This window comes from Parvularcula oceani (assembly GCF_000733125.1).
Lineage (GTDB): Bacteria > Pseudomonadota > Alphaproteobacteria > Caulobacterales > Parvularculaceae > Parvularcula > Parvularcula oceani.
This window is the reverse complement of record NZ_JPHU01000003.1, coordinates 89,098-101,692: the sequence shown is the minus strand read 5'-3', so window position 1 is coordinate 101,692 and position 12,595 is coordinate 89,098. Positions and strand designations below refer to the sequence as shown.

Below are 12,595 nucleotides of genomic sequence, written 5' to 3'. Positions count from 1 at the left end.
CGGCTAGAGGTCGAAGCTGCGCCGCCGCGCGGCGAGATAGGCCTCGTCGGCGACCGTGTTCCAGGCCGCGCTCCGGCGCATGCTCGACCGGTAGCTCTCGGCGATCCGGCCCGCGATTTCGGAAGACGCGGCGACTTCGTCCAGAACCTCCCGCGTCGCCTGCGCCAGGGCGTCGAGCACGTCTCGGGGCATGCGGCGCAGCTTCACGCCGTGCTCCTCGACGAGCACTTCGAGCGCACGGGCATTTCGGGTGGCGTATTCGGCGAGGCTGAGATGGTTCGCCGCGCGGGCCGCGTTCTCGATGATGGCGCGTTCCTGGAGGGTCATGTCCTCCCAGACATCGAGGTTCAGCCCGATCGAGAGCTGCGCCGAGGGTTCGTGAAAGCCCGGCCAGTAGTAATATTCCGCTTCGCGGTAGAAGCCGAAGGCGAGGTCGTTCCACGGCCCGACCCATTCGGTCGCGTCGATCCGTCCGGACTGGAGCGACTGGTAGAGGTCGCCGCCGGGAATGTTGACGGGCGAGGCGCCGGCGCGGCGCATGACCTCGCCGCCAAGGCCCGGCATGCGGATGACGAGGCCGCGCAGATCGTCGAGGGTCTCGATCTCCTCGCGGAACCAGCCGCCCATCTGATGGCCGGTATTGCCCGCTGCGAAGGGCTTGATGCGGAACTGCGCGGCCAGCTCGTCCCACAATTGCTGGCCGCCGCCCGCCTCGGTCCAACCCATCTGCTCGACCGCGGTCATGCCGAAGGGGACGGCGGTGAAGAAGGGATAGGCCCGGCTCTTACCCGTCCAGTAATAGTCCGCGCCATGATAGAGGTCGGCTGCGCCGCCCGACACCGTGTCGAAGGCGTCGAAGGCGCCGACGAGCTCTCCTGCCGCGAAGACCCGCACCCTGAGGGCACCGCCCGACATCTGGGTGATGAATTCGGCCGTCCGCTCGGCCGCGTCGCCGAGGCCGGGGAAATCCTTGGGCCAGGTCGTGACCATCTTCAGCTCGCGCGAGCGGACGGCGCGGCCGGTGATGGCGGGCGCCGCGGCGCCGCAGCGCTCGGCGCAGTCGCAGCCCGCCAGCGCCAGCGGCGCGGCCAGCGCGCCCGTCTTGAGCAGCTTTCTGCGGCTGAGCTGCGGGCCGGTTTCTCGGCCCTTCGCGCTCTCGGTCATTTCCTGCCCTCGATTCTTTGGCGAAAGCCTAGCACGGCTTTCCGGGGCGGGAATGGCGCGTCAGTCGCGGCGGGCGGCGAACTGGCGCCGGTCGGTCTTGCTGAGATGCTGGGCCCTGTTCCGGGTCAGGGCATCCTTGACCCGCTCCGCCTTGCCCGGGCCGCGTAGATAGCCCGCCGCGCGCCCCGCGCCTTCGGACATCATGCCGAGGAGGACGGCGCGGCCATGGGTCTTGGGATTGACCGAGACGTCGCCGCCGAGGAACAGCCGCGTCTTCTCCCGGCGATAGCGGGGATAGGGCGAGAACAGCGCCGGCAGCGCCTTGGCGATGCGTTTGGCGCCGCTCATCCGGTGCCCCTCGCTGGCGGCGGCAAGGCGGCCCTCGGCGAAGCGGGCTTTCAAGGTGGCGTTGAAGGTCGAGGGGTTGAGGATGCCGATCAGCGCCTCGTCCTCCATCTTCAGCGGCTGGCCGCTCTCTCTCAGATGCCGGACCAGCGCGCCCTCCTTGCGCAGAAGGCGGGGCAGCTCGTCGCTGAGCGGGGCGAGGGCGTCGCGCCGGAAGACGAGGTTCCGCGCCGGCAGCGCATCCACCTCGCCCCCATGCATTCCCTCGCGCCACCGCCCGTTCTCCAGCAGCATGTTCGCCCAGGAATAGCGCGAGCGGGGATTGGCGTTGGACAGGGACGAGCCGAGGGCGGCGAAGCGATCGTTCTGGTGGGTGAGCACGTGTTCGGCCCAGTCGCGGGCAGGAAAGGCGTAATCGTCGAGCAGCGCGACGAGCTGGCCATTCGCGGCCAGGAGTCCCGCTGCCGCCGCGTCCGCCCAGGAGACGCCCCTGTCGAGGACGAGCGTGCGGACGGCGGCGAATTCCTCTCCCGCCTCGGCATCCGTCAGCGCATTGATGCCGACGGCGATCAGTTCGATCCGCCCCGCCTGCGTCTGCGCCCGCAGCGCTTCGAGCGTGCGGCGGGCCGCCGCCCAGCCGGACAGGGCCAATACGACGCAGGACAAGGTGGCGGTGCCCGTCCGGGCCGCCGGGGCGGGCGAGGGGCGGGCGGGCGCCTCCTGCGGGGCTGCCGGCGTCACCGGGAAGGGCTCGCTCGGCTCTGGCTGGGGCGTGAGGACGGGGTTCGAGACGCCCTCGATCGTCGGCACGGACGGCTCGGCACCGGCTGTCCCGCTGTCGGACGGCGCTTCGGTCTCTCGCTGCGGCGTCTTTTCCTCTTCGGGCATTCCGAAGAGGTTCTGCAGCCCGTGCTTGGTCTCGGTCATGCTGTCCTGCGTCCTCGCCGCCCCTGCCAGGGCGGCATGTTAGCTGTCTTCCCGCAACAGGGTCACTGCCAAGTGCAGCGACACCTCGCGAACGGCGGAAGTTCCGTTACCCGGCCAGGCCGGGCGCCGTGGGCAGGAGCAAGGCAAGGATCGCGCCGCCGATCGCTCCGCCGAGATGCGCCTCGTGCGCGACGCGGCCCTTCCCGCCCATGGCGAAGGAGGAATAGGCGATATAGCCCGCGCCGAAGAGGAAAGCCGGAACGGGGATGGCGAAGAACAGGTAGAGGTTCGCCAGCGGGGCATAGATGCAGAAGGCGAGAACGATGCCCGACACCGCGCCCGAGGCCCCGAGCGCGTTGTAGTCGGGATCGGACCCCTTGCGGCTGAGCGTGTAGCCCTGCGCCGCGAGCTGGCTGCCGAGATAGAGGAGGGCGAACCCGCCCGTTCCGTAGATCACCTCGACGGCGGGCCCGAAGAAGTAGAGGGTCAGCATGTTGACCAGCAGATGCCCGAGATCGGCATGCAGGAATGCCGGCGTGACCATGCGATGCCACTGTCCGCGCCGGACCGCCCCGACATTGAAGATGCCGCCGCGGATGAAGCTCTGATCGACCATCAGGCCGTAGAGGCTCGCCAGCGTGGTGACGAGGAGAAGCGTCCAGGCGAGAGGGGCCGCCTCGGGTCCTATGCCCATCAGGCGCCCGTCCGGAAATGCATCACGTCCCCGTCGCGGACCTCGTAATCCTTGCCCTCGATGCGCTGCTTGCCCGCTTCCTTGGCGCCGGCCTCGCCGCCGAGCGAGACGTAGTCGTCATAGGAGATGGTTTCGGCGCGAATGAACTTCTTCTCGAAATCGGTGTGGATCACGCCTGCGGCCTCGGGCGCGCGGGCGCCTCTGCGCACGGTCCAGGCGCGCGCCTCCTTGGGCCCTGCGGTGAAATAGGTCTGAAGCCCCAGAAGGTCGTAGCCCGCGCGGATCAGTCGGTTGAGGCCCGGCTCCTCGAGGCCGATCTCGGAGAGGTATTCGGCCGCTTCCTCGTCGTCGAGGGTGGCGAGTTCGGCCTCGATCTTGGCGCTGATCGTGACGGCGACGGCATGCTCCTCGCCCGCGCGTTCCTCGACGCGCTGCGAATAGGCATTGCCCTCCCCGGCGCTTTCCTCATCGACATTGGCGACGAAGAGGACCGGCTTGCTGGTCAGGAGCTGCAGGCCCTTGAAGGCGCGTTCCTGGTCCTCGGGCACGTCGGCGGCGCGGGCGGGGCGCCCTTCGCGCAGCTCGGCGAGGGCGAGGTCGACGAGGACGAGCGTCTCCTTCGCCTCCTTGTCCTGGCCCTTGGCGCGCTTTTCGAGGTTCGCCCGGCGCTTTTCGAGGCTTTCGAGGTCGGCGAGCATCAGCTCGGTCTCGACCGTCTCGTAATCGGCGATGGGATCGACCCGGCCTTCGACATGGGTGACGTCGTCATCCTCGAAGCAGCGCAGCACATAGGCCACGGCGTCAACCTCGCGGATATTGGCGAGGAACTGGTTGCCGAGGCCCTCGCCCTTGGACGCGCCCTTCACAAGGCCCGCAATGTCGACGAATTGCAGGCGCGAGGGAATGATCTCGGCGCTGCCCGCGATCTCGGCGAGCTTGCCAAGGCGCGGCTCGGGCACCGCGACATCGCCCACATTCGGCTCGATCGTGCAGAAGGGGTAATTCGCCGCCTGCGCCGCAGCCGTCTTGGTCAGCGCGTTGAACAGGGTGGACTTGCCCACATTGGGCAGGCCGACGATCCCGCACTTGAACCCCATGACGCGCTACTCCTTCTTGCCGGTCAGGGCGCGTAGCGCCTCGCTGAAGGGGTTGGAAGGGGCTGTCTTCGCTTCGCGCTTCGGCATCTCGGCCTTGGGTTCCGGCGCCTTCTTCGCGGGCTCCTCCCTGCCGCCGGGCTGGTGGACTGCGGAAGCGAAGCGGGCGGCGTTGTCCTTGGACAGAGGCACGAGATGCGGCGCGGCGCGGCCGATGCCGTCCAGCATGTCGGCGAGCCAGCCCTCGCGCTCTTCCTTGGCGAAATCCTTGAGGACATGCGCCGTCACCGCGCGCTTGTCGCCGGGATGGCCGACGCCGATGCGCACGCGCCAGACATCGGGGCTGAGCTGCGCCGCGATCGAGCGCAGCCCGTTATTGCCGGCGAGGCCGCCGCCCTGCTTCACGCGCAGCTTGGCGGGGGCGAGGTCGATCTCGTCATGGAAGACGACGATGTCCTCCGGCGCGAGCTTGTAGAACTGCGCCGCCTCGCCGACCGAGCGGCCGCTTTCATTGTAGTAGGTCAGCGGCTTGAGGATCAGCGCCTTCTCGGTGCCAAGGCGCCCCTCCCGCAGGAGGCCGCGGAATTTCTTGCGCTCGGGCCCGAAGCCCTGGCGCTCCGCGATGGCATCGACGGCCATGAAGCCGGCATTGTGCCGGTTGCCCGCATATTTCGCGTCAGGATTGCCGAGGCCGACGAGGAGGATCATGGCGCGCGCTTACGGAGGAGGGGGCCGTCGTTCAAGCGGCAAGCCGGATCGGAGGCGGCGGAACGCAAAGGGCGCGGCGGAAGACCGCCGCGCCCTTCGGGGAGTCATCTCGCAGCGCCGCGATGGCGCTGAGGAACGATTTACTCGTCGTCGGTGTCGATCTCGGCGCCTTCGGGGCCCTCGATCACTTCGGTGGTCTCGTCCTCGTCGCCTTCGTCCTCATCGCTCTCGGCGGCTTCGACGGCCGGGGCGGCGATGGTCGCGACGGTGAAGTCGCGGTCCGTGATCGTCAGCTCGACGCCCTTGGGCAGGGTGACCGCGGAGATATGGATCGCGTCGCCGACCTCGGCGTCCTTGAGGTCGACTTCCAGCGCCTCGGGAATGCGGGTGGCGGGCGCTTCGACCTCGACTTCGAAGCGGACGACGTTGAGGACGCCGCCGGCATTGAGGCCCGGGCAGTCTTCTTCGTTGAGGAAGCGGACGGGCACGTTGACCGTGACGCGCGTGCGTTCGGAAACGCGCATCATGTCGACATGCATCGGCAGGTCCTTGACCGGGTCGACCTGGATGTCGCGGCCGATCACCTGCTGGTCCTTGCCGTCGACCTGGATCTTCGACAGCACGTCGATCAGGCGGCCCGTCTGATAGGCCTTCAGGACCTCGTTATAGCGCAGCTTGATGTTGGCGGGCTCTTCGCCGCCGCCATAGAGCACGGCCGGAACCCAGCCATCGCGGCGCACTGCGCGGCTGCCGCCCGTGCCCGCGCGCTTGCGCAGTTCGCATTCGAAGATAAAGGGATCGCTCATGGCCAGAACTCCTCTCGTTACGCCGCAAGCGGTTCCGCCGCCCTCGACGCAAGAGGCGCGGCCGACTGGCGATCGGCGGCGCCCCGGTTGCACCTGAAAGCGCGGCTCATAGAGGCGGGTTTCGCATCGGGCAAGGGCCTTGCGGCGGCAGGCGCTGGACGGGCCGCCGGCGTCCTCTACTCTGGCGGGCAGGACGAGCAGAGCGCAGGGAGCGACCGCGCATGGCCCATTTCCTTCTCATCTACGATCTCGCCGAGGATTACATGGACCGGCGCGAGGCCTTCCGCGCCGAGCATCTCGCGCTGGCGGGGGCCGCCGCCGATGCGGGCGAACTCCTCCTCGGCGGCGCGCTGACCGGTCCCAGCGATACCGCGCTGCTCGTCTTCACGACGGCGGAACGCGCCGAAGCCTTCGCGCGGTCGGACCCTTACGTGGCCGAAGGGCTGGTCCGGCGCTTCAGTATCCGGGAGTGGCAGACCGTCGTCGGGAGCGCGGCAAGCGAGCCTCTGGGACAGGGCCTCGCCTGAGCCGCGAAGATCAGACCTTCTGGCAGATCCGGATCGCCGCGTGGCAGCCCGCCTTGATGACGCCGCTGAGGAGGCGATAGCCCGGCGCGTCCTCCGCGCCTTCCTCGATCGCCGTGTCGTGATGCTCGAGCTCGTCCTCGCGGAACTGGGCGAAGGTCGCTGACAGTTCCGGCTCGCGCGGGCCGAGTTCGTCGACCTGCTCCTGATAGTGGCCTTCGATTACGCTTTCGACGGCCGAGGTGCAGGCCATGGCCGCCTTCTCGCCCATCAGCGCCGTGCCCGCGCCGAGCGCGTATCCCGCGGCATTCCAGAGAGGGCCGAGCAGGGTGGGGCGGACCCGCCGCTCCGTCAGCAGGCGGTCGAAGGCGGCGAGATGGTGCTGCTCGCCGTCCTCCATCTCTTCGAGGAGGGCCGCGAGGCGGGCCTTGTGCGGAAGCCGAGCGAAGACCGCGCGCTGGCCCTTATAGATCGCGACCGCGCCGTATTCGCCGGCATGGTCGACGCGCAGCATCTCCTCGGTGCGGCGGTCCGTGGGCCCTGCGGGGGCGGGCGGGTTCAGCGTATCCATGGCTTCCGAGCTAGGCTGCGACGTGCCGCGCGTCCAGACCCATGCCCCGCGCGAAGACAGCGCAGGCCCCGGCCGTGAGCCCAGCGAGCACGAGCGATATCAGCGCGTTGTATCCTGCCATCGAGATGCCGAAGAGCCGCCAGGCCGCCTCGGAGCAGGCGGGGCCCGAACCGGGGGCCGAAAGGCCTGCGATGAGCTGGTCCGGCGTGAAGGCCGCGGGCGCATTGCCCGCCGCGCAGCCCGCGGGACCCGGCCAGAAGTCCCATTCGACGCCGGCGTGATAGCCCGCGAGGCCGGCCGAGAAGAGATAGATCAGCGCGAGGCCGCCAAGGCCCGCGGCCACGGCCCGCCGGGCGCCCATCTGCGCCAGCACGAGCAGGCCGAGCGCCACCGTCGCCGCTGTCCAGTGCACTTCGCGCTGATCGAGGCAGAGGAGGCAGGGGGCGAGCCCGCCGAACCGCTCGAAGGCGTGCGCCCCCGCGAGCAGCATGGCGCTCGCCACGAGGCTCAGGACCGAGGCCCGCTTCGGGACGGTCAACGACATCAGCAAACGCTCCATAGGCTCAGGCTGCGCGGCGAGGCGCCAGCGGAGAAGACGGTGTCCCGTCGCAGCGCGCTATGGTCGCAGTCAGGGCGTGCCGAAGACAAGCCCCTTGGCGAAGGCGATGGCCTCGGCCCCGAGAAACACGAGGAGCATCACCCAGGCGAGGCCGAAGAGGAGGCCGAGGAGAACGAGGAGGCCATCGCGTTCCAGAAGGCCGACCGACGCGATCGCGACCCCTATGCCTGGGGCGGTATTTGTCGAGGGAAGCGGCACGAGGATCGAGGCCGTCGGGATCAGGAGGAGGAACCCGACAATGCGCAGGCCCACCCCTTCGGTCAGCCGGTTCAGGCGCGGCCTCGCCAGCCTCTCGGCCCAGCCGAGATAGCGCTGGGCCCGCCGCACCACGCCGTGCATGCCCGACACGGCAAAGCGGCGCTGCCGCAAGGCTTCGGGCAGCCAGGGATGCTCTCGCCCCCGCGCGATCTGGAAGGCGATGGCGAGCATTGGCAGGGCGACGATCTGGGGAATGCCCCACAGGAGCGGGATGCAGCAGGGCAGGGCCAGGACGAGGAGAAGGAGCCCGAAGGCCCGCTCGTCGAGCTCGTCGAGCAAGGTGCCGAGACTGACTTCGCCGTCCTCTCCGCGCCGCTGCGCCAGCCGGTCGAGCGTGGCGTCGAGCAGCGCCGTCACGCCGCCGTCGCGGTGCCCGGCCTGGTCCTGCTGATCGGTCTTCGTGCTCATGGAGCTTTTCCTCGGGGCGCCGGATCCGCCCGCCTCCGCCTAGAGCGGCCGCAGGATCCTTTCAATCGGCGTGCCGCCTGTTCCCTCCGCGCGCCGAAGCCTCTAAAGCGGGCGCGTATGCGGGTGTGGCGGAATTGGTAGACGCGCCGGACTCAAAATCCGGTTCTGGAGACAGAGTGTCGGTTCGATCCCGACCACCCGTACCATTCCCTAGGGCTTCGGCGACCAGATCTTCGGGCGGCGGGCCAGCAGGGCCAGAGGCGACCAGGTGAGGGTATGGGCGATCCGCGCCTTTTCTCCCCGCGCCTCGCGATGCAGCTCCCGCCGCTCTTCGAGGAAGGGCTTCATCCCGCGCACGGCGTCCCGCAGAGCCCGCAGATAGGGCTGAAGCTGCCCCGCCAGCGCGAGGCGGGGCACGAGGTAGAGATTGGCTGCGAGATGGAAGGGCAGGCTCGCCAGGAGCAGCCCCCGCGGCATGTCCCGCAGATAGGTCCAGACCCTGTTGCGATGCCCGTGATAGGTCGTGAAATCGCTTCTGCGGCCGGAAATGCCGGAACCCTCATGCCGGACCTTCGCGCTGCCGACCTGCACGGCCCGGCCCCCCGAAAGCCTGTGGCGGAAGGCGAGGTCGACATCCTCCCCGTAGCAGAAGAAGCGCTCCTCGAAGCCGCCGAGCTCGAGGAAGCGCGATTTCCGCCACAGCGCGGCCGCGGCGCAGGGACCGAAGACCTCTCCTTCGCCGGGATCGCCGCGCAGCGGACGCCCGAACCCCGCGCGATAGGGGAGCCCGGCGAAGAAATAGCCGTCGCCGAGGCCGTCGAGGCGCGAGGGGTCATGCGCATCCACCTGCGTCGACCCGAAGGCATCCACGCCGGGGTGGCGCTCGGTCGCGGCGAGGAGCCTGTCGAGCCAGTCGGGTTCGGGATAGGCATCCGGATTGAGGAGAGCGATCCACTCGCCGCGCGCCTGCTTCGCAGCGAGATTGTTCGCGGCAGCGAAGCCGAGGTTCTTGTCCGAGCGGATGAGCGTCACCGCCAGAGGATGGTCCGCTGCGATGTCCACGGAACCGTCGATCGACGCATTGTCGACGACAATCACGTCGAAGCCGGTGGCGGTCTGCACGGAGAGCGCGTCGAGGCAGCGCGGGAGTTGCGCCGCTGCGTTATAGCTGACGATGACCACGGTCACCGCAGCGCGTTCGTCTTTATCCACGCCTCGGCGCCTCCAGCCGCATTAGCCGTCCGCGCCTATGCAAGCGGCGAGGCGGGATCAATTCCTCGGCAGGGTAAATTTCGGCCCTGTCCTCGCAATTAAAATCCCGCCAGCACCGTCGGAAGGTGAGGGAAAGGCCGTTCAGACGGCCCCGCCATCATCGGCGGTCGCTGGATCGCCGCCCGGCATGGAGGAGCTGGCAGAGCCCCCATCGCCGATCAGCAGATCATTGCCGGCGCCGCCTTCGATCACGTCGGACCCGTCATCGCCGTAGATCGTGTCGTCGCCGTCCTGACCGTAGAGCGAATCGTCGCCGTCGCCGCCGAAGATGGTGTCGCTGCCGCCTGTGCCGCTTCCATCTTCCATGTCGCCAAAGATCACATCATTGCCGGCATCGCCTCTGAGGCGGTCATTGTTCGCGCCGCCTTCGAGGAAGTCCGCGCTTCCCCCGCCGAAGATACCGTCATTGCCATCGCCGCCGAAAAGGCTGTCGGCCCCGCCTTCGCCCTGAAGCACGTCGCTGCCGTCGCCGCCGCGCAGCACGTCGTTCTGCGTGCCGCCCCAGAGCTCGTCGTTCCCGATGCCGCCGTCGAGCTCGTCATTGCCGGCGCCGCCATAGAGCTCATCGCTCCCGCTGCCGCCGAGCAGCGTGTCTGCATCGAGCCCGCCGAAGAGGAAGTCCTGGTCCGCGCCGCCCTCGAGCAGGTCGTTGCCGGCGCCGCCCTCGACGACGTCCACGCCGCCTTCTCCCGACAGGGTGTCATTGCCGCCAAGGCCGATCAGCGTGTCGCTTCCCGCGCCTCCATCGGTCGCATTGGCGGCGTCGGTGCCGAAAACGAGGTCATCGCCCGCCGTGCCCGCGCCCGAGCCGCCTTCGGGGGCGAGGAGGATACGGGTCGTGTCGTAGGAGAAGATCGTCTCGTCGAAGATATTGGGATTGATCACGGCGCTGGTGACCAGCTGCCCCTCGAGCGGGCCGGTGAAGGTGACCGCCGTGTCGAGCGTGCCGTTCCCGTCCGTGTCGATCTCGAGCAGCGTGTCGCCGCCGACGGTGGAGATCGTCAGGGCCTCGCCGTTGAACCGCCGGCCGCCGAGGAAGAAGATCTCGTCCTCGAGTGCGAAATCGGTGATGACGTCGCCGGTCTCGCCCGTGCTGAGCTGGAAGACATCCGCGCCGTTCCCGCCCGTCAGGACGTCCGCGCCAGCGCCGCCATTGAGAGTATCGTCGCCGTCCTCGCCGCGGAGCGTGTCATTGCCGCCTTCGCCGGTGAGGATGTCGGCCTCTGCGGTGCCGATGAGTTCTTCGTCGCCCGGGGTGCCATTGATCGTCGCCATCGCAATTCTATCCTCGCTGCCCTCGTCACCCGGTGGGCCGGGCGCCATCCAAAGAAAACACGTTCAAGTTCAACCGTGTTCCGGGTCTCTGCAAGAACCGGTCACAGTACCCCCAATTCGCCGGCGGCGGTGACGGTGCGGCTTGGCGTTTGCGCCCCGCGCGCCATCTGAGCGTTTCGACGGAGGATTTGATGACCACAACTGACGAAGAGAAGAAAGAGGCGCCCGCTGACGCCGAGGCCATCCGGAACGTCATCCGCGCCACGGTCTCCGCATCGGGGGAGCCCGATCCCGAAACGCTTCCCCACCTCGTCCGGGAACGGCTGAAGGGCACGGATACGGGAGATATGGATATCGACGCCTACGTCTCCGAGGTGCTCGAGGAGATGCGGTCGGCGAAGTGAGGGCACGCTGCCGGAACTGGTGCCTCGCGAAAAATTGACCGGCATTCACACTTTCTCCACCTTCCGTCGCGCGGCCCGCTGGTTGCAACTGCCGGGGCGTGACATTCGGAGGATGGGGAATGGCCTTGACGACCTCGACGCCGATCGGACGCATACTCGCTGCGGCGCTGCTGCTCGTGATCTGCGGCGCAGGAGCCAGCAGCGTCCCCTCCGACTCGAAGGCGCCTTCGCTGTCCGGCTCCGAGCTGCGCGCAGAGGCCGCCGAGCGCCTCTTCGAAGATCCGCCGGAGCGGGAGGCGGGGCTGTTCGCCCGCTACGCGCTCCTCCGCGAGGCCGCGCGAGAGGAGGCGGCCTTTAGGACTGTCCTCGTCGAGAAGGGCGGCTCTCTTGCAGGCGCGCTGGCGCAGGAGGGCTTCGCCGAGGGCCAGATCGCGCAGGCGGTCGATGCGCTGTCGGAGGTTCTCGATCCCGGCGCGATCGCGCCGGGCGCGGCGGTGGAGGTCGCCGCGACCCCCGTGCCCCTGACCGTCTATCAGCGCGCCGCGGGCGACAGGGCGGAGCGGCTCGCCCGGATCCGGCTCTTCCCCGAAGCCGGGCGCCGCGTCCTTGCCTGGCGCACGGGCGAGGGGTGGAAGGCCCGCGCCGAGACGGTCGACGTGCGCACGCGCTATGCCTTCGCGGCGAGCGTGATCGAGGACAGCCTCTTCGCATCGGGCCGCCGGGCGGGAGTGCCGCGGGAGGTGACCGCGCGGTTCGCGAACCTCTTTCTCTACGACGTCGATTTCGGGCGGGACATTCGCCGCGGCGACCGGTTCGAAGTGGTCTACGAGGTCTTCGTGGACGAGGCCGGGCGGCCTCTTGGAACGGGAGACATCCTCTTCGCCGGGCTGACCTGGCGCGGCGAGCGCGACGCCAGGGGATATTACCGCTTCGAGGGGTCGGGCGAGCCCCGCTATTTCGATGCCGGCGGCGAAAGCGCCGAGCGCCTCCTGATGAAGACGCCTATCGAAGGCGCGCGCGTCACCTCCGCCTTCGGGCGCCGCCGGCACCCGATCTCGGGCTATACGCGGCAGCACAAGGGCATCGATTTCGGGGCCCGCCCGGGCACGCCGATCATGGCGGCGGGCGACGGCGTGATCGTCCGGGCCGACTGGTTCGGGTCCTTCGGCAACTATGTCCGCATCCGGCATCGCGGCGGCTTCGAGACCGCCTATGCGCATCTTCAGGGGTTCGGGCCCGGCATCCGCGAGGGCGCGACGGTTCGGCAGGGGCAGGTGATCGCCTATGTCGGCAGCACGGGCCGCTCCACCGGGCCGCATCTGCACTACGAGGTGCTCAAGGGCGCGAAGGCCCTCAACCCGATGACGATCGAGGTCGCGACGGGCCGGGTTCTGGACGAGGCGATGCTGGAGGCCTTCCGGGCGCGCAGGGACGAGATCGACGCGCTGCGGATGCAGCCCCTGACGATCGCGGCGGCAACGAATGGTTAACCATCGCGGCACAAGCAGGCGCCGTTCGACCCATCG

14 protein-coding genes and 1 tRNA gene are annotated in these 12,595 nt (G+C 68.9%); 4 read left to right on the top strand and 11 right to left on the bottom strand.

From position 1 onward, the window contains the following. Positions 1–3 precede the first annotated feature (3 nt). The 6 genes from IE88_RS0104705 to IE88_RS0104680 form a co-directional block, all read right to left on the bottom strand. Positions 4–1,164 carry a TRAP transporter substrate-binding protein gene (locus IE88_RS0104705; RefSeq protein ID WP_051881510.1) on the bottom strand — a complete coding sequence of 387 codons (1,161 nt, stop codon included), beginning with the start codon at positions 1,162–1,164 and terminating at the stop codon, positions 4–6. Positions 1,165–1,224: 60 nt separating this feature from the next. After that, positions 1,225–2,436 (bottom strand): glycosyltransferase, encoded by a 1,212-nt coding sequence (locus IE88_RS16305; RefSeq protein ID WP_036766613.1) that lies wholly within the window; start codon positions 2,434–2,436, stop codon positions 1,225–1,227. A gap of 106 nt (positions 2,437–2,542) precedes the next feature. Beyond that, complete coding sequence (locus IE88_RS0104695; RefSeq protein WP_036766611.1) at positions 2,543–3,130, bottom strand: rhomboid family intramembrane serine protease; 588 nt, start codon at positions 3,128–3,130, stop codon at positions 2,543–2,545. Continuing rightward, complete coding sequence (ychF, locus tag IE88_RS0104690) at positions 3,130–4,227, bottom strand: redox-regulated ATPase YchF (protein ID WP_031550894.1); 1,098 nt, start codon at positions 4,225–4,227, stop codon at positions 3,130–3,132. Before ychF ends, IE88_RS0104695 begins: the two co-directional genes overlap by 1 nt. 6 nt (positions 4,228–4,233) lie before the next feature. Continuing rightward, positions 4,234–4,932, bottom strand: a complete 699-nt coding sequence (pth, locus tag IE88_RS0104685; protein WP_031550891.1) for an aminoacyl-tRNA hydrolase — start codon at positions 4,930–4,932, stop codon at positions 4,234–4,236. Positions 4,933–5,072: 140 nt separating this feature from the next. Next, positions 5,073–5,738: a 50S ribosomal protein L25/general stress protein Ctc gene (locus IE88_RS0104680; RefSeq protein WP_031550888.1), complete on the bottom strand. Its 666-nt coding sequence runs from the start codon at positions 5,736–5,738 to the stop codon at positions 5,073–5,075. A 221-nt stretch (positions 5,739–5,959) separates the two neighbouring features. Between IE88_RS0104680 and IE88_RS0104675 the strand changes: the two genes are divergently transcribed. Then, positions 5,960–6,265, top strand: a complete 306-nt coding sequence (locus tag IE88_RS0104675; RefSeq protein ID WP_031550886.1) for a YciI-like protein — start codon at positions 5,960–5,962, stop codon at positions 6,263–6,265. A gap of 10 nt (positions 6,266–6,275) precedes the next feature. Here IE88_RS0104675 and IE88_RS0104670 read toward each other — a convergent pair whose 3' ends face one another. The 3 genes from IE88_RS0104670 to IE88_RS0104660 all read right to left on the bottom strand — a co-directional run bounded on the left by IE88_RS0104670 (position 6,276) and on the right by IE88_RS0104660 (position 8,118). Beyond that, on the bottom strand, positions 6,276–6,833 hold the full coding sequence (locus IE88_RS0104670; protein ID WP_031550884.1) for a demethoxyubiquinone hydroxylase family protein: 558 nt from the start codon (positions 6,831–6,833) through the stop codon (positions 6,276–6,278). A gap of 10 nt (positions 6,834–6,843) precedes the next feature. Beyond that, positions 6,844–7,377, bottom strand: a complete 534-nt coding sequence (locus IE88_RS0104665) for a disulfide bond formation protein B (RefSeq protein WP_162178296.1) — start codon at positions 7,375–7,377, stop codon at positions 6,844–6,846. A gap of 84 nt (positions 7,378–7,461) precedes the next feature. Then, complete coding sequence (locus IE88_RS0104660) at positions 7,462–8,118, bottom strand: exopolysaccharide biosynthesis protein (protein WP_081871439.1); 657 nt, start codon at positions 8,116–8,118, stop codon at positions 7,462–7,464. Between the two features lie 119 nt (positions 8,119–8,237). Here IE88_RS0104660 and IE88_RS0104655 point away from each other — a divergent pair. Further along, positions 8,238–8,324 (top strand) — tRNA-Leu (locus IE88_RS0104655). Between the two features lie 4 nt (positions 8,325–8,328). Here IE88_RS0104655 and IE88_RS0104650 read toward each other — a convergent pair. Together IE88_RS0104650 and IE88_RS0104645 are read right to left on the bottom strand one after the other, a co-directional pair. Beyond that, positions 8,329–9,330 (bottom strand): glycosyltransferase family 2 protein, encoded by a 1,002-nt coding sequence (locus IE88_RS0104650; protein ID WP_036766607.1) that lies wholly within the window; start codon positions 9,328–9,330, stop codon positions 8,329–8,331. Positions 9,331–9,471: 141 nt separating this feature from the next. Next, complete coding sequence (locus tag IE88_RS0104645) at positions 9,472–10,665, bottom strand: calcium-binding protein (protein ID WP_051881509.1); 1,194 nt, start codon at positions 10,663–10,665, stop codon at positions 9,472–9,474. Between the two features lie 191 nt (positions 10,666–10,856). On the opposite strand from IE88_RS0104645, the gene IE88_RS0104640 reads away from it, so the two are divergent. Both IE88_RS0104640 and IE88_RS0104635 read left to right on the top strand, forming a co-directional pair. Further along, positions 10,857–11,069 (top strand): hypothetical protein, encoded by a 213-nt coding sequence (locus IE88_RS0104640; protein ID WP_031550869.1) that lies wholly within the window; start codon positions 10,857–10,859, stop codon positions 11,067–11,069. A gap of 119 nt (positions 11,070–11,188) precedes the next feature. Next, the gene (locus tag IE88_RS0104635) at positions 11,189–12,559 is read left to right on the top strand and encodes a M23 family metallopeptidase (protein WP_051881508.1); all 1,371 of its coding nucleotides are present in this window, start codon (positions 11,189–11,191) and stop codon (positions 12,557–12,559) included. The last annotated feature ends 36 nt before the right edge of the window (positions 12,560–12,595 follow it).